General features: G+C 62.5%; 31 protein-coding genes. 27 read left to right on the top strand and 4 right to left on the bottom strand.

Features of this window, described 5'->3' with window-relative positions:
• The first annotated feature begins 12 nt into the window (after window positions 1–12).
• Window positions 13–573: a deaminase gene (locus F8S13_24165; protein KAB8140330.1), complete on the top strand. Its 561-nt coding sequence runs from the start codon at window positions 13–15 to the stop codon at window positions 571–573.
• A 105-nt stretch (window positions 574–678) separates the two neighbouring features.
• Here the strand turns inward: F8S13_24165 and F8S13_24170 are convergent, their stop codons facing one another.
• Window positions 679–2,304: a hypothetical protein gene (locus tag F8S13_24170; GenBank protein KAB8140331.1), complete on the bottom strand. Its 1,626-nt coding sequence runs from the start codon at window positions 2,302–2,304 to the stop codon at window positions 679–681.
• A gap of 17 nt (window positions 2,305–2,321) precedes the next feature.
• Between F8S13_24170 and F8S13_24175 the strand changes: the two genes are divergently transcribed.
• From F8S13_24175 to F8S13_24265, 19 genes are all read left to right on the top strand, one after another.
• Window positions 2,322–2,729, top strand: a complete 408-nt coding sequence (locus tag F8S13_24175) for a nuclear transport factor 2 family protein (GenBank protein KAB8140332.1) — start codon at window positions 2,322–2,324, stop codon at window positions 2,727–2,729.
• 78 nt (window positions 2,730–2,807) lie between these two features.
• Window positions 2,808–3,647 carry an SDR family NAD(P)-dependent oxidoreductase gene (locus F8S13_24180; GenBank protein KAB8140333.1) on the top strand — a complete coding sequence of 280 codons (840 nt, stop codon included), beginning with the start codon at window positions 2,808–2,810 and terminating at the stop codon, window positions 3,645–3,647.
• A gap of 46 nt (window positions 3,648–3,693) precedes the next feature.
• Window positions 3,694–4,092, top strand: coding sequence for a DUF1428 domain-containing protein (locus F8S13_24185; protein KAB8140334.1), 399 nt, complete (start codon window positions 3,694–3,696; stop codon window positions 4,090–4,092).
• 264 nt (window positions 4,093–4,356) lie between these two features.
• The gene (locus F8S13_24190; protein KAB8140335.1) at window positions 4,357–5,109 is read left to right on the top strand and encodes a hypothetical protein; all 753 of its coding nucleotides are present in this window, start codon (window positions 4,357–4,359) and stop codon (window positions 5,107–5,109) included.
• A 136-nt stretch (window positions 5,110–5,245) separates the two neighbouring features.
• Window positions 5,246–5,773, top strand: a complete 528-nt coding sequence (locus tag F8S13_24195; protein ID KAB8140336.1) for a hypothetical protein — start codon at window positions 5,246–5,248, stop codon at window positions 5,771–5,773.
• Window positions 5,774–5,854: 81 nt separating this feature from the next.
• Window positions 5,855–6,370, top strand: coding sequence for a hypothetical protein (locus tag F8S13_24200; GenBank protein KAB8140337.1), 516 nt, complete (start codon window positions 5,855–5,857; stop codon window positions 6,368–6,370).
• A gap of 71 nt (window positions 6,371–6,441) precedes the next feature.
• Window positions 6,442–7,056, top strand: coding sequence for an RraA family protein (locus F8S13_24205; protein ID KAB8140338.1), 615 nt, complete (start codon window positions 6,442–6,444; stop codon window positions 7,054–7,056).
• Between the two features lie 66 nt (window positions 7,057–7,122).
• Complete coding sequence (locus F8S13_24210; protein KAB8140339.1) at window positions 7,123–7,959, top strand: class I SAM-dependent methyltransferase; 837 nt, start codon at window positions 7,123–7,125, stop codon at window positions 7,957–7,959.
• Window positions 7,960–8,070: 111 nt separating this feature from the next.
• The gene (locus F8S13_24215; protein ID KAB8140340.1) at window positions 8,071–8,523 is read left to right on the top strand and encodes a VOC family protein; all 453 of its coding nucleotides are present in this window, start codon (window positions 8,071–8,073) and stop codon (window positions 8,521–8,523) included.
• 204 nt (window positions 8,524–8,727) lie between these two features.
• On the top strand, window positions 8,728–9,558 hold the full coding sequence (locus F8S13_24220) for a hypothetical protein (protein KAB8140341.1): 831 nt from the start codon (window positions 8,728–8,730) through the stop codon (window positions 9,556–9,558).
• A gap of 135 nt (window positions 9,559–9,693) precedes the next feature.
• Window positions 9,694–10,398: a DUF4386 domain-containing protein gene (locus F8S13_24225; GenBank protein ID KAB8140342.1), complete on the top strand. Its 705-nt coding sequence runs from the start codon at window positions 9,694–9,696 to the stop codon at window positions 10,396–10,398.
• A 232-nt stretch (window positions 10,399–10,630) separates the two neighbouring features.
• Window positions 10,631–11,200, top strand: a complete 570-nt coding sequence (locus F8S13_24230; protein ID KAB8140343.1) for a GNAT family N-acetyltransferase — start codon at window positions 10,631–10,633, stop codon at window positions 11,198–11,200.
• 136 nt (window positions 11,201–11,336) lie between these two features.
• Window positions 11,337–11,546 (top strand): hypothetical protein, encoded by a 210-nt coding sequence (locus F8S13_24235; protein ID KAB8140344.1) that lies wholly within the window; start codon window positions 11,337–11,339, stop codon window positions 11,544–11,546.
• 106 nt (window positions 11,547–11,652) lie between these two features.
• On the top strand, window positions 11,653–12,138 hold the full coding sequence (locus F8S13_24240; GenBank protein ID KAB8140345.1) for an SgcJ/EcaC family oxidoreductase: 486 nt from the start codon (window positions 11,653–11,655) through the stop codon (window positions 12,136–12,138).
• A 230-nt stretch (window positions 12,139–12,368) separates the two neighbouring features.
• Entirely contained in the window at window positions 12,369–12,719 is a 351-nt protein-coding gene (locus tag F8S13_24245; protein ID KAB8140390.1) for a glyoxalase/bleomycin resistance/extradiol dioxygenase family protein, read from the top strand.
• Window positions 12,720–12,944: 225 nt separating this feature from the next.
• The gene (locus F8S13_24250; protein KAB8140346.1) at window positions 12,945–13,490 is read left to right on the top strand and encodes a GNAT family N-acetyltransferase; all 546 of its coding nucleotides are present in this window, start codon (window positions 12,945–12,947) and stop codon (window positions 13,488–13,490) included.
• A gap of 39 nt (window positions 13,491–13,529) precedes the next feature.
• Window positions 13,530–14,657: a beta-lactamase family protein gene (locus F8S13_24255; protein KAB8140347.1), complete on the top strand. Its 1,128-nt coding sequence runs from the start codon at window positions 13,530–13,532 to the stop codon at window positions 14,655–14,657.
• 60 nt (window positions 14,658–14,717) lie between these two features.
• Complete coding sequence (locus F8S13_24260; protein KAB8140348.1) at window positions 14,718–15,017, top strand: hypothetical protein; 300 nt, start codon at window positions 14,718–14,720, stop codon at window positions 15,015–15,017.
• A gap of 36 nt (window positions 15,018–15,053) precedes the next feature.
• Window positions 15,054–15,938 carry a class I SAM-dependent methyltransferase gene (locus F8S13_24265; GenBank protein KAB8140349.1) on the top strand — a complete coding sequence of 295 codons (885 nt, stop codon included), beginning with the start codon at window positions 15,054–15,056 and terminating at the stop codon, window positions 15,936–15,938.
• A gap of 43 nt (window positions 15,939–15,981) precedes the next feature.
• On the opposite strand, the gene F8S13_24270 is transcribed toward F8S13_24265, so the two are convergent.
• Both F8S13_24270 and F8S13_24275 read right to left on the bottom strand, forming a co-directional pair.
• Complete coding sequence (locus F8S13_24270; GenBank protein KAB8140391.1) at window positions 15,982–17,022, bottom strand: AraC family transcriptional regulator; 1,041 nt, start codon at window positions 17,020–17,022, stop codon at window positions 15,982–15,984.
• 149 nt (window positions 17,023–17,171) lie between these two features.
• Window positions 17,172–18,008 carry an SDR family NAD(P)-dependent oxidoreductase gene (locus F8S13_24275; GenBank protein KAB8140350.1) on the bottom strand — a complete coding sequence of 279 codons (837 nt, stop codon included), beginning with the start codon at window positions 18,006–18,008 and terminating at the stop codon, window positions 17,172–17,174.
• A 127-nt stretch (window positions 18,009–18,135) separates the two neighbouring features.
• Here F8S13_24275 and F8S13_24280 point away from each other — a divergent pair, with 127 nt between their 5' ends.
• The 4 genes from F8S13_24280 (at window position 18,136) to F8S13_24295 (ending at window position 20,368) form a co-directional block, all read left to right on the top strand.
• On the top strand, window positions 18,136–18,363 hold the full coding sequence (locus F8S13_24280; protein KAB8140351.1) for a hypothetical protein: 228 nt from the start codon (window positions 18,136–18,138) through the stop codon (window positions 18,361–18,363).
• Window positions 18,364–18,430: 67 nt separating this feature from the next.
• Window positions 18,431–18,796: a hypothetical protein gene (locus F8S13_24285; GenBank protein KAB8140352.1), complete on the top strand. Its 366-nt coding sequence runs from the start codon at window positions 18,431–18,433 to the stop codon at window positions 18,794–18,796.
• Window positions 18,797–19,064: 268 nt separating this feature from the next.
• Window positions 19,065–20,090: an ADP-ribosylglycohydrolase family protein gene (locus tag F8S13_24290; protein ID KAB8140353.1), complete on the top strand. Its 1,026-nt coding sequence runs from the start codon at window positions 19,065–19,067 to the stop codon at window positions 20,088–20,090.
• Window positions 20,091–20,137: 47 nt separating this feature from the next.
• Entirely contained in the window at window positions 20,138–20,368 is a 231-nt protein-coding gene (locus F8S13_24295; GenBank protein KAB8140354.1) for a KTSC domain-containing protein, read from the top strand.
• A 345-nt stretch (window positions 20,369–20,713) separates the two neighbouring features.
• Here the strand turns inward: F8S13_24295 and F8S13_24300 are convergent, their stop codons facing one another.
• Window positions 20,714–21,655, bottom strand: a complete 942-nt coding sequence (locus tag F8S13_24300; protein KAB8140355.1) for an SDR family NAD(P)-dependent oxidoreductase — start codon at window positions 21,653–21,655, stop codon at window positions 20,714–20,716.
• A 115-nt stretch (window positions 21,656–21,770) separates the two neighbouring features.
• Here F8S13_24300 and F8S13_24305 point away from each other — a divergent pair, with 115 nt between their 5' ends.
• From F8S13_24305 to F8S13_24315, 3 genes are all read left to right on the top strand, one after another.
• Window positions 21,771–22,364 carry a TetR family transcriptional regulator gene (locus tag F8S13_24305; protein KAB8140356.1) on the top strand — a complete coding sequence of 198 codons (594 nt, stop codon included), beginning with the start codon at window positions 21,771–21,773 and terminating at the stop codon, window positions 22,362–22,364.
• A gap of 258 nt (window positions 22,365–22,622) precedes the next feature.
• On the top strand, window positions 22,623–23,225 hold the full coding sequence (locus F8S13_24310) for a dihydrofolate reductase family protein (GenBank protein ID KAB8140357.1): 603 nt from the start codon (window positions 22,623–22,625) through the stop codon (window positions 23,223–23,225).
• Between the two features lie 428 nt (window positions 23,226–23,653).
• Window positions 23,654–24,283: a DUF4303 domain-containing protein gene (locus tag F8S13_24315; protein KAB8140358.1), complete on the top strand. Its 630-nt coding sequence runs from the start codon at window positions 23,654–23,656 to the stop codon at window positions 24,281–24,283.
• Window positions 24,284–24,737: the final 454 nt, after the last annotated feature.

Below are 24,737 nucleotides of genomic sequence, written 5' to 3' on the forward strand. Positions count from 1 at the left end.
GAGGCCGACCTCATGCGACCACTGCGCTACTCAATCAACATCACGCTGGATGGCTGCTGCGACCACCAGTCGATATCGCCGGACGAAGAGCTGCACCGCCACGCGGCCGAGACTATCGCGCGGGCCGACGCCCTGCTGTTTGGCCGGGTGACCTACGAGATGATGGAAATAGCCTGGCGCGAGCCAGCGCAGACCGGAGCAAGGCCTGATTGGATGGACGAGTGGATGCTGCCGTTCGCCCAGACGATCGATGCGACCAAGAAGTATGTGGTGTCGAGCACCCTAGATCAGGTCGACTGGAACGCGGAGCTGCTGCGCGGGGATCTGGGGCAGGCGGTCCGGCAGCTCAAGCAGGAGCCAGGGCGCGGCCTGTACGTGGGCGGTGTGCGGCTGCCGCTGGCCCTGGCCGAGCTGGGGCTGATCGACGAGTACGAGTTTATCGTGCACCCCAAGGTTGCGGGCCACGGGCCGACCTTGTTCGCGGGGCTGTCCCAGCATGTCGATCTAAGGCTTGTGGGCCAGATCCCGTTCAGCTCGGGGGCGGTGGCGATGCAGTATGTGCCGAGCCGGTAGCGGCAAGCCCATGCAACAGCTCGGCGATAGACCGCCCAACGATGGTGCCCGCCCACCACAAGGGCGGCAGTAGCTGCGCACCACCGTTGGGGGCAAGCGCGCAGGCTACTGGGTGCGCCAGCGCACATCCGCATCGGGCGATGCTGGGCCGAGCGGCTGGGCCGGCGTGTCGCGCAGGTAGCGGTCGAAGAAGCCGCGCAGGTATTTGTCCACAGTGCGCAGCCCGCCGCGCGGGTCGAGGCCCTGCGGCGCGAGCAGCGGCGAGAGCAGCGGGCTAAAGGTAAACGAGAGATGTCCGCTGTTGGGCAGCTCCAGCCAGTAGGCATCGGCTCGGGCATTTGCGATCAGCCGCGTCCAGTCCGCTATCGCGCTGGGGTAGCGGTTGCTGTCGGCGGAGCTCATCAGCAGCAGCGGGCGCACGGCGGGCATGGCCGCGCTGCCGCCATACAGCCCGCCGTCCATGTCTACGGCGGCCCGGCAGCGGCTGTCGACGCGGCATACCTCCAGCGCGGTCGCGCCGCCGAAGGAGTGCCCAAACGAGCCGATGCGGGCCAGATCAAGCCGACCCGCCAGCAGCGGATCCTCGCGCGCCCAGGCCTCAAGCGTGTCATAGACAAAGCGCTGGTCGGCGACCCACACCGGAAACACCCGCTCGGTGACCAGCGCCGCGTCGGGCTCTACGCCAGCAGGGATGCCGAAGCGCTCCATGCTGTAGTAGCGCGTCTCGCCATCCGGGAAGACGGTCACAGCGGCGGCGTCGGTGTGGTCGATCGCCACCACCACATACCCCCAGCTGGCTAGATCCTGAAAAGTCGAGCTGTTCTGCAGGCGCAGGCCCACCATCCCGTGCGAGAACACCAGCACGGGGAACGGCACGCCGTCCGCCTGCGCGGCCACATCTTCGCTGGCGGCCAGCTGAACATAGCGCAGGTGCTGGAACACCAGCGCGGGCAGGCCGGTGAGGTTGGCAAGCCCGGTCGCCACCTGATCGGGGTCGTGCGTGAGCGGGGCGGGCGCGCCGCCCGAGGCCGCCGGGTACCAGACCGAGACCATCAGCCGCCGCCCGCGGGCGGGGTCGACCAGCGCACGGTTCACCAGGCCGACCGGGTAGGGGCCGGTGGGCGCGGGAAGCGTAAACACTGGCAGCGCCCAGCCCGCGAGCGTGCTGCCGAGCACCAGCGCTAGCGCGATGGCGGCGCTGGCCAGCCGACCACGCCTGCGGGCTGGCGCTTGCCTGCGGCGCGGCGTAGCCCACATGCCGCCCGCCGCCACCAGCGCCGCAAGCAGATACAGCGGGATCAGCTGCGCCCGCCAGCCTTCTGCGGCAAGATGGATCGCCAGCGCCAGGGCAGGCGCCAGCGCCGCGGGGAACAGGCCGCGCTGCCGCCAGGGCTGCGGCAGATATGGGAGCGCGATTATCGGAATAAATGACAGGCAGAAGAGCCATTCAAACAAGCGCATGGTCGATCCTTCTTTGTCGGCATTGGGTCGGCCCAGGGTAGCCCCCGAGCTGGAGCGCGTGGAGTCGCTCGCTCGACAGGAAAACACCACACGCGCGGCGTTTGTGACAGCGAGCCGAAGATTTGACGTTTTCGGCCACGGATGGTACAAGCATAGGTGGAACCCACGACCTTGAACGACGTTATGCCCAACACACGCCTGCAGCGGGTGCCGCCGCGCATCCAGCGCGACTGGGGTGCTCGCCCATAGGCGGCTGGCGCAGATCTTCATTCAGCGAGGAGGGAACGATGGCGACGGCTGACGACAACATCGAGACAGCAAAACGCTACCTGCGGGCGATCGAGCAGGGAGCCGACTTCGACACGCTGGCGGGCTTCTACACCCCGGATGTGGTGCAGCGCGAGTACCCCAATCAGCTTGTGCCGAGGGGAGCCGAGCGCGGGCTAGAACAGCTGCGCGAGGCAGGCGAGCGCGGGCGGCAGGTGGTCGCCTCGCAGCGCTACGAGGTGCGCAACGCGGTGGCGAGCGGGGATTGGGTGGCCCTGGAGGTGACCTGGATCGCGGCGGTGAAGGTGCCGGTCGGCACCATCCCGGCGGGCGGCGAGATGCGCGCAAACTTCGGCGTGTTCCTGCAGTTCCGCGACGGCAAGATCGCGCGCCAGCACAACTACGACTGCTTCGACCCTTTTATGTAGCGGCGTTGCACCAAGCAGACACACAAGGTCGTTGGGGTATCACACTGCAGCAGCTAATAGCAATGGGGGTCACAGGCTATGGGAGCTTTGACAGGCAAGGTTGCGCTCGTGACCGGGGCCAGCCGAGGGGTTGGCAAGGGAATCGCACAGGGGCTAGGCGAGGCTGGCGCAACCGTCTATGTGACCGGGCGCACCACCGAGGAGGGCCGCGCAGCCGTCGATCTGCCGGGGACGATCCAGCAGACCGCCGAGGAGGTCACGAGGCTGGGCGGGGTGGGCATCGCGGCCCCGTGCGACCATACGCGCGACGAGGAGGTCGAGCAGGTTGTCCAGCGCATCCAGAATGAGCAGGGCCGACTGGACATCCTGGTCAACAATGTCTGGGGCGGCTACGAGCAGTTCAACGATGGTACCGAGTTCTGGAACGAAAAGGGCTTCTGGACCGTGCCGCTCTCGCGCTGGGACAAGTCGTTCCAGGCAGGCGTGCGCGCCCACTATGTGGCCTCCGCGCTGGCGGCGCCGCTGATGATCGCCCAAGGCTCAGGGCTGATTGTCAACGTGTCCTTCTTCGCCGCCCAGCGCGATGACCGGGGGGTGATCTACGGCGTGGCCAAGGCGGCGGATGACCGTATGGCAGCCTGCATGGCCCACGAGCTGCGCGAGCACCATGTGGCGGTCGTGAGCCTGTACCCCGGCCTGGTGCGGACGGAGGGGGTGATGAAGGCGGCGGCGTTCTTCGACCTGAGCAACTCGGAGTCGCCGCAGTTCCTGGGGCGCGCGGTGGCGGCGCTTGCAGCAGACGCCAGGGCCATCGAGAAGACCGGGCAGGTGCTGGTAGCCGCCCAGCTGGCCCTAGAGTATGGCTTCACCGACATCGATGGCAAGCAGCCCCGCCCGCTCACCGTGGCCGAGAGCTGATACAGCCGCCGCGATCGGTCGCGCCACAGCACAAAGGAGAAACCACATGGCCTACATCGACTGCTACCTTGTACCCGTCCCGATCGAGAACAGAGCCGCCTACGAGCAGCTGGCGCGCATCTCCGAGCAGGTGCTGCGCGAGTGCGGCGCGGTGCGCGTCACCGAGTGCTGGCTCGATCGCACCGGCCCCGAGGCCGCGTCGTACCATGGCAGTGACGCCAGGCTGGAATCGGCCCAGTACGCGACCTTCGCCCAGGCCGCAGGCGCACGCGAGGGCGAGACCGTGGTGATCTCGTTTGTAGAGTGGCCAGACAAGGCTACAAGAGACAGCGGCATGGCGAAGATGACCAGCGACCCGCGCATGCAGTTTGCCGATCAGCCGCCAGCCTTCGACGGAAGACGGCTGATCGCTGGCGGGTTTACGCCCATGCTGGGCGGGGCGTAGCGCTACCGTGCATGCGGAGCTGCGCCCCGCACCCGATGCTGGCCTTGCGCCGCGCCAGTGGCCACCGTTTCAGGATGTCTCCGGGCACACCTTCGGCGCTGGCTTGCTCTGGATCGACCAAGCGCAGATCGGCATGCTATGGATTGCGGAGGAGGACTAGCCCACATCTGTAAATCCAATAATCAGTCATTTAGCACCGCCTTTCTATAGGGACAAGTTAGATAAACGTACTAAACGTACTTTACACAAAGGGAACGATAAACAATGGATCAAAATATCCCCGCATATATCAAAAACCGAATACGACAAGCGACACCATTACATCATCATGTTGTCTCCTCATCAACGCCAGTTGTTGCATTCGGAGACGTACGCAAAGCAACTATTGCTACTTTGGGACTTAATCCAAGTAGGAGCGAGTTTCAAGATCGTCAAGGAAACCTCTTAAGTAATAATAGGCAGCGCCTAGAGACACTATCCTCGCTTGATATAACTTCACTTATAGATGCATCTGATGATCATATATCAAAAATCTTTGAACGTTGTAATATGTATTTCACCCATAATCCATATTGGACATGGTTCGGTCAGCTTGAAATCATCTTGAATGCGCTAAACACTTCCTACAAAGATGGTAGCGCATGTCATCTTGATCTTGTACAGTGGGCAACTGACCCGGTATGGGCAAAAATCCCTACCCAGATTATTCGTGAACAGCTTATTCAATCAGATGCAGCATTTCTACGGCAGCAACTTCAATCTGAGAAAATACGCGTGCTACTTCTAAATGGCAAGAGTGTTATTAACGCTTTTTCTCAAACTCAAAAGATCAAACTACGCGAGTTACCAGAAATGCTCCGCCATCGATCGGCAAAAACACAGATTTTTGTAGGGACAGGGTTTCAAGATATAACCATTATTGGATGGACTATCAATATCCAGTCCTCATTTGGAGTAAGCACCGAATTCAAACAAATGCTTGCTCAAAGAGTAGCAGAAATAGTAGAGAGCAGATAGAACAATAGCATATACTAAGGGGGAAATCAGACCTTTTGGGTAACGTTCTCCCCGCTTGCGCCCGATCAGCAGCAGGTGGTCCAGTCCGACTCGCTCTCATGCCCATGATCGGCTTTTGTGAAACACAAACAACACCATGCCTAACCAATTACCCCCACCCATCCCGCATAGCTACTGGGTCGGGCCGGGGCGCCTCTGCGCTGGCAAGCACCCCGGCTCCCCCAGCCCGCAGTACGCCGAGGAGGCTATCCGCGCGCTGCTCCAGGGCGGCATCGCCACCTTCATCGACCTCACCGAGGCTGGCGAGCACACCAGCTACGCGGGCATCCTGCGCCAGGAGGCCGCCCGGTTCCCCTACCCGCTGGCGCACTGCCGCCACCCCATCCCCGACCGCCACACCCCGACCGCCGAGCACATGGTTGCCATCCTGGATGTGATCGATGCCAGCCTCGCGGCGGGCCGGGGCGTCTATGTCCACTGCCTCGCCTGGATCGGGCGCACCGGAACGGTGGTGGGCTGCTACCTGGCCCGCCACGCGATGGCGGGCGAGCCTGCGCTGCGTGCGCTGGCGTACCTGCGGCGCGGCTCCCCCGACGCGGGGTTCGCCTCGCCCGAGACCGAGGAGCAGCGCCGCTTTGTGCTGGCATGGCGGCGCGGGGCGTAGGTGCAGATGTGCGGGCCTCTGACCCCGCGCGCTATGACAAAGGCGCTCCATGTTCTCAAGGCCGCCATCAGGAATATGCCCATGACATCTCCTCACTACAGCGCTAGCCACCTTTTAGCGCTTGCCGCTTGGCTTATGCCCAACAATGCAAAAATGGTAGAGGATATGCAAGAGATCTGCAACGCACATGCCGAGCAGCAGATCCTCCTCGCCAGCGAGCAGGCCGACGAGATCAACCCATGGGACATCATCGATCCATGGGTCAGCCTCACTCGCCAATTGGAATCACACAAGCAAATAGCCATCTTCGATTGGAAAACCACCCCTGAAGATCTGCGATGGCTGCTCGATTCGATTGGAATCAGCGAGCGCACCACAGCAACGTTCTGGGAATGGCATCGCCCCGACGAGTGGCGTTGCTTCTTCGCCAGGGAGCAGCTTCAGGCCGTTGGGAAGCACCTTAGAGCATATGGGTATGCTCTGGCATATTTCGAGACGGATGATGTAGCCGTAATGATCGTCCCACTTGAACATGCACCAAAGCTGGTAGAACTTGCGCAGAAATCTGGATACGGGCGTGTTGAAATCTGGGGATGATCGCGATCATATCTACCCTATAATAACAGCGCTATATGAGTGTGAGTGAGCGAGATAGAGGAGAAGCGATCATGGACATTGACTTTAGCGCGCTCTCGACCACCGAGTACGGCAACATCCTCAGCGCCCAGCAGTGTATGGACAGCGCGATCCGCCCGCTCTGGGCAGGCATGCCCAGGATCGCAGGCGCGGCCTTCACGGTTCAGCTGGCGGCGGGCGACAACCTGATGCTCCACAAAGCCATCTACGAAGCCCCCGCCGGATCGGTGCTCGTGGTAGATGGCGTCGATCTCCGCTCGGCGGTCGCCGGGGGCAATGTCTGCGCAGTGGCGCAGCAGAACGGCATCGTGGGCTTCATCATCGATGGCGTCATCCGCGACATCGAGGAGATCCGCGACATCCGCTTCCCCGTGTACGCCAGAGGCCTCTTCCCCGTGCCCGGGAAGAAGAACCGCTACATCGAGCTTGCCCAGCCGGTGGTGTGCGGCGGCGTGCGGGTGAGGACCGGCGATATCATTGTGGCCGATGAGGACGGCGTGGCGGTTATCCCTGGCGAAGACGCGGCGGATGTGTTCGAGCGGGCCAGGGCGCGGGCTATGGTGGACCGAAATATGCCACTCAGCGCGTGGGAGCGCGATCATCGGGCCAAGGTTGAGCAGGCCATGGCGAAGGCAAGAAATGCCTAGCATCCAGGGCCAAACCACATGCTGCCAGGGGGTGCGAAACCAACCTATGTGAAGGAGGGCCGATCTATGTCAACCGATAAGGTCCAGTTCACAAAAGAAAAAGAGACCATGCTCATGACCCTCAGCGGTCGAGCGATCCAGAGCCGATGGCAGCAGCCCATCCTCCCCGACCCCTGGGCCGAAGAGGCCATGCGGCATATCGACTACGACATCAGCAAGCAGCTGACCGGGGTGGCCGCATGGCCCATCTGGAGAGATATCGGGCCGATGATCATTGCCACACGCGCCGCAACCTTCGATCTGCTCGCAACCCGCTTTCTGGCAGATCACCCAGATGCGACGGTGCTGCACGTGGGCTGCGGCATGGACAGCCGCATCTTTCGCATCGACCCGCCCGCCACGGTCCAGTGGTTCGACGTAGACTACCCCGATGTGGTCGACCTGCGCCGCAGGCTGTTCCCCGAGCAGCGCGCGGGCTACCATATGATCGGCGCGCCGCTGGACAACCTGCGCTGGCTGGACGAGGTGCCGCGCGAGCGCCCCGGCCTGCTGATCGCCGAGGGTGTGCTGCACTACCTGACCGAGCAGGAGGTGAAGGCGCTTCTTAATGCGGTTGTCGCCCATTTCCCCGGCGGCCAGATGATCTTCGATAGCTGCAACTCGATGATTGTGAAGCGGGTGGGCGCGAATGTGGGCGGCACTGGTGCCACCTACAAGTGGGGGCTAGACGACCCGCAGGACATCAAGCGGCTAGAGCCGAAGCTGGAGCTAGTCAAAGAGTACACTATGCCCGAGATGGTGGCGTTCTCGCGGTTTCCGCTCTGGATGCGCGCGCTCTACCGCATCCAGGACGCCAACGCCACCCTGCGCAGGGTCGAGCGCACGCTTGTCTACCACTACTAGCCGACGCACGCGGGTGGCCAGTATTCAGCTATAATCGCAGCGTCACCAATCATCGTCGTTGGGCCCTGAAGACCCGACGCCCTCACACCACCAATGAAGGGGTATGCTGCTATGTCATCACGTTCGCTGGGGAACAACAGGGTGATGCAGGTCGGCCTGGTTGTCGCAGATATCGACCAGGCCGCTCGCGACTGGGCGCTCCTGCTAGGGGTTGAGCCGCCCGCCATCATCATCACCGACACGGTCGACCTCGCCCACACCACCTATCAGGGCCAGCCGACCCCGGCCCAGGCCAAGCTAGCGTTCTTTAACCTCGGGCAGGTCAGCCTAGAGCTGATCCAGCCCCTCGGCGAGCCAAGCACCTGGAACGATCAGCTGGTGGCCCACGGGCCAAGCCTGCACCACATCGCCTTCGAGATCAGCGGCATGGACCAGCACATCCAGGGCCTGCAGGAGCGCGGCATGCAGCTGGTGCAGCGCGGCGAGTACACCGGCGGGCGCTACGCCTACCTCGACGGCCAGCAGCAGTATGGCGCGGTGATCGAGCTGCTAGAGAACGACTGAGGCCAGACAACTTGGGGGCTAATCCGCCCTCATCTATTAAGGCCTGGCAATCATCGTATACGGGTCGCCTGCAGCGCTGAACTGCTGCAGGCCTTTTTTGCAGCGCATGTCCGCTGTGCCGTTGGGCGCATACCATGCTGCCGCATAAAAGTATAGAGTATTGCCTAACTTTAAGCTTTCTTCTCACATCCCTGGAGCTACTTTATGTTCTGGAAACGCAAACAGCCGTACGTCACCTACCTCCCTGGGCCAGCAGATGCCACAATCGGGATTCTCCAACAGGTCGCCAAGCAGAAAACGCCCATCCCCACGCTCAAGATAGGACTTAGCTCGCTCGAAGCGCCGAGCGCACGCCTGGCGATCGCGCTGTTCCAGCAAGAGGCCTACGGGCAGAGCCAGGTCGAGATCGAGGTTGCAGACATACAACAGCCAGACCCTCGTGTTCCACACCGTGCGGTCGACTTTGTCCTTTGGCACTACGAGGGGACAAATCCCACAGCCGCGTATCCGCCCCCACCACCCGAGCTTGCAGATCGCATAGCCGCCATCGCATCGACCCCATACGATCTCGCGCGCTGGGCGCAGCAAGCGCGGAGGCTAGGCCAGGAAGTTGGACCAGATGCCCTCGCGCATCTGCTGGGTGTCATGGTGCACCCGCCGCAGCGCCCCACGAAAATACCAGTGTGGTCCTGGCTGCTCTTCGTCCAAGTTGCCGCCGCCTTCACCATCGCCTTCATCGATCGTGAGCGCTGGCCGCACTCGCTCCGCAGGTCGGCGCTGTTCTCGCTGGCGTGCGGGCCAATGGACTGGAGCGTTGGCGCGGCGCTCTTGGCGCTGCAGCAGATCGCGCGCGATGACCCAAGCAGCCGCGAGGACATCGGCCAGCTGCACCGAGAATTGCTGCAATCGCTTCCACGACCTGGCGGCATCCCCTATCTTGATACGCTCGTATGGTGTGTTGCCGATAGCATGCCGTGGCTGAGCGACCCGCTGCGCTCACAGATAGTTCGCCTTGTGCGATCTGAAGCGGGGTAATCGCACCTAACCCTCCAGGGATATAGTTCCGCCGATCTTGCGTGCTGTTCGCATAGCTGAAACATCTTTCTTTGATCACCGTACATATGAGATATCTTTGTGATAAAGAGTGCATCTTAGAAAGGAACGCCAAGCGTGCGCGCTCATTCGCCCTACCGCAGGACCGAGCTACTGGTCGCATCTCTCTGGATCATCACCGCCATTGGCGCGATAAGCGGCGCGCTGCTGATCAACCCGATCATCAACGCGCCCGACTACCTAACCGCAGCCGCGCCCAAGAGCGCCACGATCACAAGCGGCATGTTCGGCTGGCTGATCAACGATACTGGCATTGTCTTCATCGGGATCTTGCTATTTCCGATCCTCAAGAAGCACAGCGAGGTCATAGCGCTCGGCTACCTGAGCCTGCGCATCTTCGAGTCGCTCCTGATGATCGTCGGGGTGTTCTTCGCGATGCTGCTGATACCGCTCAGCCATGAGTTCATCCGGGGCGGGGGTGCAGACGTCGCGCTGTTTCAGGCCATCGGCGCGGTGCTGAAGCAGGCCGAGAACTGGTTCCTGAACCTGCTGCAGCTCGTGTTCCTCGGCCTGAGCGGAATCATGCTCAACATCACCCTATACCAGACCAAGCTCGTGCCAAGGCCTATCGCCATCTTTGGCCTTATCGGCTACGCCCTGCTGCTGCCAGCCGCTGTCGTCGGGCTGTTTGGCATCCTCGACCCCACCCCTGGCGGCCCGGCGTCGATCGTGGCCGTGCCCGTCGCGCTCTGGGAGATCATCATCATGCCGTTCTGGCTGTTTGCCAAGGGCTTCAACACCGCAGGCATCGCGGAGCAATAGCCACGCCGCTGCGTGCTCATTCGGCAGAACGTTTTACCACCAAGGCTCCAAGACACCAAGGAGCAAAAGGGAGCGAATCCGACGGTTCCAGCCTTGCTCGTTTCATCTTGATGTCTTCGTTTTGCAGAACACATAGGCCCTGCTCGTGCTCTTACCCGCTGCTGCGCGTAGGTTCTCGGCTATAATAGCGCCGCGATCTGCTGGTCACTAGGCAAAGAAGAGGAGATGGCGAATGGATCAAAAGCTGCACTTCCCCGACGCGGTGCCGGTGCTGCTTGGCGATGCGGTATACCTACGCGAGCTGGCCGAGGAGGACATCCCCGCCTGGTTTGCGCGCGCCACCGATGCCGAGTCGGCGGAGCTGGCTGGCGACCCCATCCCCGAGTCGATCGACCTAGGCACCCAATGGCTTGAGCACCACCGCGAGCGCTTTGACCAGCGCGAAGCCCTGCGCTGGGCCATCGTGCCCAACGGCTCGGTGGCCAGCGTGGGCACCGTTGGGCTGAGCATCACATCCGCCGAGGCGCGGGTGGCCATGCTGGGCATCGTGATCGGGCGGGCGAGCTGGGGCAGGGGCATCGGCACCGATGCCGCGCGGACGGCCATAGGCTACGCCTTCGGCACGCTCGGCCTGGCCGAGGTGCAGGCCGAGGTGCTGGTGCGCAACACGGCCTCGCGCCGCATGCTGGAAAAGGCCGGCCTGCGTATCCTGCGCAGCCTGCCGGGCGACCCCAATTCGGCAACCGACTTCGAGGACTGCCTGCTGTATGGGATTTCTCGTCAGGATGATGCCTCTTCTTAACTATCAGATCATCCATGGAGGGAAATGGAACAAAACGCTTTTCCTCTCGTATCTTCATTGATATGGATCATACGAGAGGAAAAGCGTCATTATGTTACAACATGGCCCCTGCCCCAACTGTAGCTCCCACGATATCATGGCCAACATCCACGTCATCGACCGTGGGCATTTCGACAACACCGACCAGGAGCTGACCGTGGGTATGCACCAGAACCCAAAAGCCATGTTGATAAAGGGCCTGTACCAGAGCGCGCGGTGGGCCTGGATCTGCGGGCAGTGCGGCTACACCGAGCTGTTTGCGCAACCCCCCCGCGAGCTGCTGGAGCTATACCGGCGGGCGGAATAGGCCTACTACGGATGCCTGCGCATGCCCCTCTCTCTCCTGCTGCGCACCTTGACAGACCTCGTACAATACGCACATACGTTCGCAAAAAGTGTTGGGAGGGAGAGAAATGACAACACTCGCACCTCAGACCGATCAGGGCCAGCAGCACATCCAGACGCTCTACCATCAGCTTCTGAGCTATTGGAACAGCCGCGACGCAGCCGGGTTCGCCAGCTTATTCGCCGAGGATGGCAGCGCCGTTGGGTTTGATGGCAGCACCATGAATGGGAAGGCGGAGATTTTCGCCAGCCTGCAGCAGATCTTCGCCCACCACCCCACTGGCGCATACATCGGCATTGTCCGCGAGGTTCGTCAGCTTGTCGGCGGCGCGGCGCTGCTGCGCGCGGTGGCGGGCATGGTGCCGCCCGGGGCCGAAGGCCTTAACCCGGCGGTGCATACCATCCAGAGCCTCGTTGCCATTCAGGAGCACGATTCGTGGTCTATCGCGCTCTATCACAACACCCCAGCCCAATTTCATGGTCGGCCCGAGCTGGTCGAGCAACTGACCAGCGAGCTTGAGCAGGCGCTGCTTGCTCGCCGTCAGGCAGATTAAGCATTGCTGAGCCATCGCTACCCCATCCCCCTCCTGCGCAGCTTGACAGATCCGATATAATACGCACATACGTTCGTATCAGCGATATAGCTGGAGGGGGAGAGATGACAGCAGCCGATCAGGGTGTTAGCGCATGTCCTTTGGGGACAGGGCAGCCAGCAGCAGGCCAGCAGGGCCGCACGCACCAGCAGATCTTCATCAGCCTGCCCATCGCCGATCTGGCAAAATCGATGGCCTTCTTCACCGCGCTCGGCTACTCGTTCGACCCGCAGTCGACCACCGACGCCACGGCGTGCATCGCCATCACCCCAACCACCACCGTGATGCTGATGACGCAGGCCAAATTCCGCGAGCTGACGCCCAGGGCCGCCTGCGACACATCCAAACATGCCGAGGTGCTCTTCAGCCTCACCTGCGCGAGCCGCCAGGAGGTCGATGAGCTAGCCGCCAGGGCCGTGGCCGCCGGTGGCACGATGGACAGGCCCGAGGACTTTGGGTTCATGTATACGCACGGCTTCACCGACATCGATGGGCATGGCTGGGGCCTTGTCTGCGTCGGCGAGCCGCCCACGGCGGCGTAAGGCTGGCACAGCAGCCCGGCCCAAAAGCCCCGCATGCGGCAAGCGCGCATACGGGGCTTTTGGGCGTTATGGCTAAAAAACACACAGGGATACGCACCATGGTATAGTACAGGTCTATCCGAATACGGAGGATCGGTCAATATTACGCATTGGAATATGATATGCTCTCAATCTTCCACACTGTGCAGAACATACTTTTGATGCGTACAAACCTCTAGAGCAACCATGAACATCCATGTAGATACAATCACGCTACGAGCGCCCGAGGACCGAGACGCGCAGGGATTCATCGCTATCTGTAGCGAAGCCGAGACCATGCGATACTATGGCGCAGCAGGCGCGAATATCAGAACCCATGATGACGCGATCCGGCAGATACGATGGTGCCAGGATCTCTTCGCCAATAATGCCGGGCGCTGGATCATCACCGAGCGGGAAGACGATAGCTATATCGGCGACATAGGGTTCCACAGCTTCAGCGCAGAGCACCACAAGGCCGAGATTGGATATCGGCTGATGCGCGCATATTGGGGCCGAGGCATTATGACAAACTGCATCAGCGCGCTGTTAGCGATAGGATTCAACCAGTTCGGATACAATAGAGTAGAGGCGCTGCTCGATGTGAGAAATATTGGCTGCAAGAAAGTGCTGCTGAAAAATAACTTCACGCACGAGGGAAGATTGCGCCAATATGAGCGTGAAAATGGCGAGTTCATCGATATCGACATCTGCTCAATATTGAAGAGCGAATACCGCGCAGCACGCTCATAGTCGAGAAAGAGCAGATAATCGCCGTAACTGAGGAGAAAGATGGATTCCACATTGCAGCAGCGCGTCCAGCAGACGCTCGACGAGCTGGTCAAGTCGGGCCAGGAGATCGGGCTGCAGGTCGCGGCGTACGTGGGCGGCGAGCTGGCGGTCGACGCATGGAGCGGCGTCGCGGACGAGGAGAGCGGCCAGCTGGTCGACGGCGACACGCTTTTCACCACGTGGTCCACCACCAAGGGCTTTGTGGCCACCTGCCTGCACATCCTAGCCGACCGTGGCCAGGTGGACTACGACACCCCGATCGCCGCCTACTGGCCGGAGTTTGGCGCGCACGGAAAAGCGGCCGCCACCGTGCGCGATGCGCTCACCCACCGCGCGGGGGTACCGCAGGTGCCCGAGGGCGTCACCCCGGAGATGATGACGGACTGGGATGCCATGTGCGCGGCGATCGCGGCGCTCAGGCCGCTCTGGGAGCCAGGGAGCACAGTTTGCTATCACGCCTGGACCTTCGGCTGGATCATCGGCGAGCTGGTGCGGCGCATCGATGGGCGGCCAATCGCGCAGTTCGCGCGCGAGGAGCTCTGCCAGCCGCTCGGCATCGCGGATTTCTACCTGGGCATCCCCGATGAAGTGGCGGCGCGCGTCGCGCCGCTGATGGAAGCGCCAGCCGAGCCGGAGACGAACGAGCTGGCGCTGCGCGTGATGCCGCCGCAGCTCACAAGCGCGGCGGTGCTCAACCGGCCCGACATCCGCCGCGCCTCGATCCCTGGCGGCGGCGGGATCATGAGCGCCCGCGCCATCGCGCGGCACTACGCGATGCTGGCCCAGGATGGCGAGCTGGACGGCGTGCGCATCCTCTCCGCCGAGCGGTGCAGCCTCATCGGCGCGCTGCACGCCTACGCGCCCGACGCCCGCTCGGGCATACGCCGCCGCCGAGGGCTTGGCTATGCGCTGGGTGGCGACCCCGCGCACGGCGGCGACAGCGCCATGGGCCGGGGCGGCGGCGAGTTCGGCCACGCAGGCAACGGCGGCTCGCTGGGCTTCGCCGACCCGGTGCGGCGGCTCAGCTTCGGCCTCGCCAAAAACCGCATGAGCTGGCCGGAGGACGAGGCGGAGGCATGCTACAGGGTCGCCGAGGTCATCCGCGCCTACCTCGATGAGGCCGCGTAGCGGTGGGAGCATCGCGCCACCCAGGCATACCGCATCGCCGCAGGCCAAGGGAGCTTTCGCATGTATGCACTTGCCATTGTCCGCTACCGGGTGCCGATAGAAGAGGTGGATGAGGGGCTTCGCGAGGCGCACCCCGAGTACCTGCGGGCGCTGAAGAAACAGGGTCTGCTGATCGCCTCTGGCCCATTCCGCCCGCATGTGGGCGGTGCCTTTCTGCTGCGCGTGCCCGATGGCAGCGCCGCCGAGACCCTCGACCGCATCCGCGACCACGATCCGTTCACCACGCACAAATGCGCGCAGTACGAGCTGCTTCCCTGGGAGGTCAAAACGGGCATCGAGGATCTAGACGCAATTCGCTAACGCACACGAGCGCTCTTTGAGAACAGGCGAGTAATCATGACCGACCAGATCAATCAGGTCTCTGACACCGCCTTCATGGCAGCCGCCTACCGCGCCATGGAGACAGACCGCCCCGATGCGCTATTTCGCGATCCGCTGGCCGCAAAGCTCGCCGGTGAGCAGGGCAGGAAGATCGTCGAGGGCATCCCAAGCCGCGCGATGATGGGCGGCTGGTCGGTGGTGATCCGCACGCGGGTTATCGACGATCTCATCCAGCGCGCGGTCGCCGAGGGCATCGACACCATCCTGAACCTCGGCGCAGGGCTGGACACCCGGCCCTACCGCATGGCGCTGCCTGCGTCGCTCCGCTGGGTCGAGGCCGACTACCCGCACATCATCGATCTGAAGGCGGAGCGCCTGGCTGGGGAAATGCCACGCTGCCAGCTGGAGCGGGTGCGGCTCGATCTGGCCGATGCCGCTGCGCGGCAGGCGCTTCTCGACCATGTGTCCGCCCAATCGAGCAGCATCCTGGTGCTGACCGAGGCGGTTATGCCCTACCTTCCCGAGGCTGCGGTCGCATCCCTCGGCGCAGACCTGGCCGCACACACGTCGATACGCTACTGGCTGGTGGACTATTTCGCCCCCGAGCTGTATGAGTACCGGCGAAAAACCGGCATGAGCAAGATGATGGAGAACGCGCCGTTCCTGTTCGAGCCGAAGGACTACTTCGGGTTCTTCCTGGGCATCGGCTGGAAGCCAAAGGCGACCCAGTACTTCGCCGCCGAGGCCGAGCGGCTGGGGCGGCCAGCGCCGTTCCCGCCCGCCGTGCGCTTTATGATGCGCATCCTGAGATTATTTGCCTCGCCCAAGCGCCGCCAGGAGATGGGCAGGTACGCGGGGTTTGTGCTGTTCGAGCCAGCGCGGGCGGCGGCAGGCAGCTAGGGGGCTGCCAATACCCAGGGGCACCGCGCCAGCTGCTCGATATCTAGCGCATGTATGTGGCATGTGTGTATGCCTGACGAGCGCTCTTTAGGGCGCTGGCGCGGTACTCGCCCGGGGTCTGGCCTGTCCAGCTGCGAAATGCTCGAATAAACGAGTTTCCATCTTGAAAGCCCAGTAAGTAGGCGATTTCCACCAACGAGGCCGAGGAGCGCGAAAGATAGGCGCATGCCATCTCTTGCCGAACGGCATTTAACATATCCTGGTAGCTCGATGCCTCATCCGACAGCTTCCGCTGGATCGACCGTTTGCTCATCGCTAGGCGTCGTGCCACCTCATCTATCGAGCTTTGGCCAGCGGGAAGCATCTCGCGCAGCGTGCTGCGGACACGCTCGCACATGCTGGCATCGCTATCGAGATCTGCTAGCTTTGCATAGAGGCCTTCCTCAAAGAAATCCCACATGGCTACATTTTCCGTCAGAAATGGGCGCTCGGCATCCGTAGCGGTGAAGATCAGGCGATTGACCGCGCCCCGCGACACAGGCACGCCAAAATACTGCCTATAGGCCTCCATATCGCTGGGAAGATCGACAAGCTCGACCCGAAGCGGGATAATGCGCGCGCGTGTCGCTAATCGAGCAAGCTGTGTCAGAAACACCAGCTCGCTCGCGCCTAAGCACAGCGGGATCACCTCTTCGTTCCCATAATAGTCGAGCGCAACGCTGGTTTGCTGCGCGCTAATCTCAACCAGCAGCGTCAGAGGGCCGATAAGCGGCTTAAACAGGGCCAGCCGCTGGAGCGCGGTATTCAGATCTGGGCTACAAAGGCTGGCGAAGATTGGCGGGTCAAACGACTCGGTCGACAGGTGCTGGCCAATCTTCAGGGGCACGCTGTCGGCCCCCGCCACCTGCTCTAGGCCGCGCCAAAGGCGAAAGTATTCTGCTGGCCGCATCCGTGTATGCCGACGTACAAACAGATCGGCGGGCAGCCCCGCAAGCCGCAAAACATGCTCCGGGCTGAGTCCCAGATCAGCGATAAATACCTTCCAGCCCGGCTGCACGCTGAAAGAGGTGGCTCGATTCCCCATCGTTTCCCCCTTTACCGCACCGTAGAGAGCACAATCCGATCGAAGATCCGATCGCCAAACCACTTGCGCACAAACATCATCAGCGATAAATACCTTCCAGCCCGGCTGCACGCTGAAAGAGGTGGCTCGATTCCCCATCGTTTCCCCCTTTACCGCACCGTAGAGAGCACAATCCGATCGAAGATCCGATCGCCAAACCACTTGCGCACAAACATCAGCGGTTTGGCATACTGGCCCGCCACATAGCGGGTTCTGGGGCTTCGCGCACGCACAGCCTGGAGCACAAGTCGAACGATCACCTGCGGATCAGAGCCGCTGCCGCGCTCGTCGGCAGCCTTCCCGGCCTGCGCCACCGCCTGCGCCATTGCGCGGTAGGGGCCGCTCCCCGATCTCCTGAGCAGCGGCTCTATCAGCACCCCATTGAACTCGGTGGCGATCGCGCCAGGCTCAATGATGACCACATCAATGTTGAAAGGGGCCAGTTCGAGGCGCAGACAATCCGACCAGCCCTCCACCGCATGCTTCGTCGCATGGTACCAGCTGCCCATGGGGGTGTAGATCTTGCCGCCCATAGAAGACAGATTGATGATCCTGCCACTCCGCTTTGCGCGCATCGATGGCAGCACGAGCTGGGTCAGCCGCGCCATGCCGAACAGGTTCACCTCAAACTGGTAGCGCGCGTCATCAAGCGAAACCTCCTCCATCGCGCCATAGAGGCCGAATCCAGCATTGTTGACCAGCACATCCACCCCGCCATGCGCCTGCTCGATCTGCCGCACCGCCGCCTGGATGTCGTGCTCTTGCGTGATGTCCATCTTCAGGACAATCGCCCCAAGCGGCACAAGATCGGCCATCTGATCCAGCCGGCGGGCCGCTGCGTAGACCGTCATCCCTTCGGCCAGCAATGCTTTGGCAAAGGCTTTGCCCATGCCCGATGACGCGCCAGTGACAAGGGCAACTTTTTTACTAGCAGCTGTTGATGTCATACCATTCTCCCATTGATTGTACAGCAACTGTCGATGGCGGCATAATACGCTATACTGTGCGAGAGATCACTGACATATGATGCCAACGCCTATGCAAATAGCGCCAAACATATGGGATGCCACGCCAATGACCGACCCGATACCAGAGGGCGCACAGGAGATTATCCACGACACATGGGAGGATGGAGCCAAACGCTCGGCCTTCTACACCCTGGATGGTCAGCAGGTCGGGTATCGTAGCTGGACCGCCGAGGGCCAGATCGACATGGAGTACGGCATACAAGACGGCGTGCAGCACGGCGTGTTCCGCACATGGCACGAGAACGGCCAGCTCTGCGAGCTATCATCACTATGAGCGGGGAAAAGAGCACGGCGTCGCCCAACAGTACGACGAGCAGGGCACCCTGATCGGCAGCTACACCATGGAGCACGGCACCGGCGTCGACCTGTGGTTCGGCGGACCAGGCACCCTGGCCGAGGAGCGCCACTGCCTCGACGGCGACCGCCACGGCTACGAGCGCTGGTGGAACAGCGACAACCGCACGATCTGGCTAGAGGGCCACTTCTGGCACGGCGAGGAGCACGGCATCTTCCGCGAGTGGAGCGCGCGCGGGCGGCTGCGGCGCGGCTACCCGCGCTACTTCGTGGCGGGCCAGCAGGTGGACAGGCGGCGCTATGAGCGGGCGCGGCGGGTCGACCCCAGCCTGCCCCCGCCGCTGGCCAACGAGAACGCACCGCTGCGCCCGCTGCCCGCGATGCCCCAGCTGCCGCGCGAGGGCGAGGAATAGCGCAGTGCGCTATTAGGCCGCCGGTAGCCTATTGGTTACGGATTGATCAGCCCTATCGAGCACCCTAACCGGGCAAAACATAGCTGATATTGCTAGCTTTATCAGAGTGGCACATCCCTTGAAGATCTTCCGAAGCATGAACATCATAGTATTCAGAAGATTGGTGCCGGTAAATTATGTAATCTTGTTCTTACATGTCTAACAAGTATCATGTATCCATAGTGACCATTCTGCTCTACTGATATAGGTCAAAGGTGCGGAGCAAACGATGGCAACAGCACAGGACAAGTTCAGCGGCTGCCTGCTGGGCGGCGCGGTGGGCGACGCGCTCGGGCTGCCCTCGGAGAACCTCAGCCGCGAGCGCATCCGGCGGGTGTATGGCCGCCTGACCGACTACCAGATCAGGCCGCGCTGGGGCTACTACACCGACGATACGCAGATGGCGATCGCGCTGGCCGAGGTGCTGGCCGAACACCAGCGGTTTGACACCGAGGCCTTCCGCCGCAAGCTGGCGCGCTGGATCATGGTGCCCCTGCGGCTGGGCGGGCGCAGCACCAAAAATGCGGCCTGGCGCTGCGCGCTGGGCCTACGCGACACGGGCCGCCACGTGCCGGGCACCAGCGGCGCGATGCGGATCGCGCCGCTGGCGCTGGCCTACCACGCCGACCCCGACGCGCTGCTGGAGCAGACGGTGGCCTGCTGCCAGGTGACGCACACCCACCCCAGCGCCATCGCCGGGTCTATCCTCGCCGCCTTCGCGGTGGCCTACGCGCTCAACCACGAGAAGCTGGTGGTGGCCGACTTCCTCGACGCCATCGCCAGCCCGGCCAGCCAGTACGACGCGGATCTGGCCCAGCGCGTGCGCGAGCTGCCCGCGCTGCTGGCCCTGCCAGAGGAGCAGGTCTTCGCACATCTGCTAGCGAACAGCACCATGTGGGGCAGCCCGATCGCCGACGTGATCCTGATGGCGCTGTTCGCGTTTCTGCGCACACCCGACGACTTCGAGCAGAGCATCCTCACCTGCGTGAACGCGGGGTGGGACACCGACACCATGGCCTGCATCTGTGGCCATATCTCGGGGGCCTGGAACGGTCTCGCAGCTATCCCCGAGCGCTGGCTCGCCAACCTGGAGAACGGCTACAAGGGCCGCGACTATCTGCTGGGGCTGGCCCTGGCGCTGTGCGATAGGCAGCCGAACTACCGAGCGCCGCGCGGCCCGCTCGATTTCCTGGCGGATGTCGGGCGCAACAGCGCGTTTCAGTTCAACCTGCTCACCCGCAAACGCATGATCTAGGCGGGCAGGCCGCGCGGCGCATAGACTGCAGCACTCAGGAGCATCCAATGGAACTGATCAAAGTAGAATCGAGCATGATCCAGGCGGTCGGCTATGATGCGGAAGCCCAGATGCTTGAGGTTGTCTTCAACAGCGGAAAAAGCTATCGCTACACCGGCGTGCCGCCCACGGTCTACAATGAGCTATTGGCCGCATCATCCAAGGGCCAGTATATGCAGGCACATATTCTCGATTTCTACCCGGTGAGTCGGGTGATGAGGCGACGGCGGCAGCGGTGACAGGCGGCATGGGGCAGGGCGGCGCGCCCACCCCGATGCGCTGCTCACACTACTAGCCCTGTCCCGCGCGGTTAGGCAAACGTACAGACGCGGCAGGACTCCCCGCGCAAGAGGCGCTGCTGGCCCAGCGGCTGGGCGGGCGCGCCCAGGCTGCACGCCCTGCCCAATGGCGCGGTGGGCGTGGTGATTGCGCCATTCGGTCGGCTGCTCATGATCCTGCGGCTCACGGTGCAGCGCCAGAGGATCACGGCGATCAGCCTGGTGAGCGGGCCTGACATCCTCCGTGCGCTCGAGATCGCCATCCTGGCCTGAGCCAAGATGAGGGCTAGCGAGCTACCCCAAGGTTCAGCGCGCGGTAGTCGCCGCCAGGCCGGGTGAGGTGAAAACGCCCGTCAGCCGCTCCGACTCCTCCCACAGGCGCGCGGCAGAGGCCGTGTCGAGCGCGGGGGCGGGCACCCTAGCGGGCGCGGGGTAGCCGCGCGTCTCGCCGAGCTGGTCGGGGCCGTAGTAGCCGCCCGCTGCGGCCTGGGGTGCGGTGGCGGCGTAGAGCGTGGGCAGCGCGCCCTGCGCGGCGGGCTGGAACAGGAACCACAGCCATGTGCGCACCGCCGCCTGCATGCTGCGCCGCCCTGGCGCGTTGGTCAGCAACTCGGTGCGCGAGATGCCGGGGTGCGCGGCGATGCTGGTGATGCCCCAGCCTGCGGCGGCGCTGCGCCGCTGCAGCTCGAAGGCGAACAGCAGGCAGGCCAGCTTGGACTGCGCGTAGGCCGCCATGGGGTCGTAGCGCTGCTCGAACTGGAGATCGTCGAAGTGGATCGCGCCCTGGCGTGCGGCCACGCTGGAGAGGGTGACAACGCGCGGCGCAGTGCCCTTTTGCAGCAGCGGCAGCAGGTGCGCCGTGAGCGCGAAGTGGCCCAGGTAGTTGGTGCCAAGCTGCAGCTCAAAGCCATCGGCGGTGGTCTGGCGCTGCGGCGGCGTCATCACCGCCGCGTTGTTGATCAGGGTGTCCAGGCTGGCGCGGCTGCCGCGCAGGCGCTCTGCGAAGGCCGCCACCGAGTCGAGCCGTGCCAGGTCGACCTGCTCAAACTGCACCTGCGCACTGGGCGCGGCGGCGCGGATCTGCGCCACAGCCGCCGCGCCCTTGGCCGCGCTGCGCCCGGCAATCGTCACATCCGCACCAGCGCAGGCCAGGGCCAGCGCGGCCTGCAGGCCCAGCCCGCCGGTGCCGGTGATCACCACCGAGCGGCCCCGCTGCGGGGGGATGTCCGAGGCTGTCCATCGAGTCATTCCTTGTCCTCTTTCCTCGTAGATGCTATACTGGATGCGTTAATTTCTGCACCTAGTGCAAATAATATTGCACTGAGTGTACATTGTCAAGACCCAAGAGGTTCGCATGTGCGCCATGACTCCTGAGACCGCCGAGGGCGTGCGCGAGCGCAAACGCCGCGAGACCCGCCAGCGCATCGCCGAAACGGGGCTGCGGCTGTTCCTCTCCAGCGGCTACGAGCAGACCACGCTCGACACCATCGCCGCCGAGGCCGGGATCTCGCGCCGGACCTTCTTCTCCTACTTTAAGTCCAAGGAAGATATCCTGTTCGTCTGGCAGAGCGCGGGGTGGGCTATCGCGCAGCAGGATCTGCTGGCCGCATCGCCCGACGAGCACCCGCTGGACGCCGTGCGCGACGTGTTCATCCGGCATGTGGCCCCCTACACCAACAGCCAGATGCAGGCCATCGACCGGCTGCTGCGCTCCAGCGAGCCGCTGCGGGCGCGCAAGCAGGCGTTCTACGAGGAGCAGGAGCGCACTCTGTTCGCCACGCTCTGCCAGATCTGGCGGCAGCCACAGCGCCGCCCCGAGCTGCGCATGGTCGCTATGGCCTGCATCGGGGCCATACGTCTCTCGCTAGAGGCATGGAGCCAGCAGGACACGCCAGACAAGCCGCTCCCCGACGTGATCCGCGAGAGCTTCGCGGCGCTGCGCGCGGGTATGCGGTAGATCGCCGCACACTGAGATTCTTTACCACCAAGACACCAAGGGAACGAATATCACAAAGACACGAAGAAAAAAGGGATACAAACCTTCGAGCCTTCGCGTCTTCATGGTAAAGAATCTTCGGTGAATGAAGAACGCACAGCCCCGCCTAACACCCGTACATCCTTGCTATCTGCGACGCTCCATGTCACAATCAGGCGGTACGATGAGCGCAACACCAGATGTGGTATGGAACCCAGCATAGCGAGGAGAAACACGGCCATGCGAAAGATCATCGCGCTTGAGCATCTCTCCCTGGATGGCGTCATCCAAGGCCCCGGCGGGCCGGAGGAAGATACCAGCGGCGGCTTCACACACGGCGGGTGGAGCGATGGCTACGGCGACGAGGTGCTAGGCGCGGCCCTGCGTCGGCAGCTCGATGCCTCGTTCGACCTGCTGCTGGGGCGCAAGACCTTCGACATCTGGGAGGGGTACTGGCCGAAGCACGTGGACGTGTGGCCCAACGCCAGCACCGCCACCAAGTACGTCGCATCCAACACCCGCACCACGAGCGAGTGGCAGCCGTCGGTGTTTTTGGGCGGCGATGTCGCGGGGAAGGTAGCCCAACTTAAGCAGCAGCCCGGGCCGGATCTGCACGTCTGGGGCAGCGGCAATCTGCTCCAGACGCTGCTGCGCCACGATCTGGTCGACACGCTCTGGCTGATGATCTACCCATTGACTATCGGCAGCGGCAAGCGACTGTTCGCCGACGGCACCACCCCGGCGGCCTTCCGCGTGACCGAGAGCGCCGTCACATCCACGGGCGTCATCCTCGCCACCTACGAGCGCAACGGGGCGCTGGGGCGGGGCGAGCCAGCAGAATAGAGGAGCGACCAAACGGAATAGAGGAATTGGCATAGGAACTCCAACAGTGGGGGCTCAATGCGCTCCTCACCGCATTCATCGCCCGCATCGCGTGCCCGACGATGCGGCGATGCCATACGGCGGGGGCGGACACCAGATCCGCCCCTACAACGATGATTTCATGGAGGGCGCGGCAACACACCTGCCCACCCATCCCATGCGGCGATGGTGCCGCTCGTGTTTTGCTGGCCATATGCACGAACACCAGCCGCCAGCATTCGGCATCGGAACGCCGCAAATTGGGGGTTTCGAAGGGGGTTACACCCCCTCGCGGGGTTCCTAGGGGCTGGCCCCTAGGCGCTGCCCGCGCAGGGCATCCACCCACCAATCAAGCGGAACCGCCATCATCGAGGCCGTAGCTGGTCGGCCCGACCTATCTCTTAAAAGATATGGAAAGCATTTTTTCGATGAAATCCTATCGCCAATTCGACACGCTCTCTTTTACAAAGGTTATTCACAAACTTGTGCAGGATGTCTTTCACGAGCTCACCGCAGCGGTCGGGAATGAGCATATATACGTTTTTGCGCTGTACACCAATGATGAAGGCTCCTACGTTCTCCCGACGGCCAACACACAAGAGGCCCTAGAGCGCACCGCGCTACAACAATCACAGTCAACCCCTGAACTCCACACATACTATCAGCAATCTCTCCGCTGGTCGCCATGTGATTGGGAATACCACGAATCCGGCTCCGAAACAGCGCTCGCGGCGGTCAATAATCTGCTAGATAGCGGATGGGACGACGATTACACCAGCTTCCTCTTCGATCCAGATCTGATCGAGCACTGCTGCATAAGCGCGCTACAGCAACTACAGCGCGAGAAGTTCTTTGATAACCTCGCGCAAGGCAGCCCGCCGCTGCTCAACCTCCTCAAAGGTGATCAGTCCAACGAGGAGCGCCTAACATTTGCCGCGCTGCTCAATAGCCCAGAGGCCTGCGCGCAGCTTGCGATTGAGCTAGATCAAGGCTATGATGCATACCGCACTATTTTTGACAGACAATGGCGGGAGCCGTAGCAAGCCCAACGCGACAGCATGTTCATCTATACATATGCAGTCATCTCTCTATGAGCAATCATATGCCGTACCGCAAACAGTTTAAGGGGGATCGCTAGCGGCCTCTCGGGAATCTTTATCAACCGAAACAACGATATTGATGGCTACTGGGCGCTCGGAGTGCTCTGCTCACAGGCGCAGGACAAAACCAGCCACTTATTACGATAGAGTTGGTAACCCCATGGCTGAGCAACCCAGCAACTGCACTCAACGCGCAGATCGAGCAGAGCTTCAGAGCTCACCTCGACCGCATGCTAGCGCGGTATAACCTGGGCATCGACACCGTGAGCAGGGCGGCTATATCGGTCGAGTTTGGCACATACAGCAATCAGAGGAGGCCGCTGCGACAAATTCGAGGCGAGCCATTCTATGCTTGGTTCAATCACTGATATAGGCGGTAGCGTGCATACCGTAT

This window comes from Chloroflexia bacterium SDU3-3 (genome assembly GCA_009268125.1).
GTDB lineage: Bacteria > Chloroflexota > Chloroflexia > Chloroflexales > Roseiflexaceae > SDU3-3.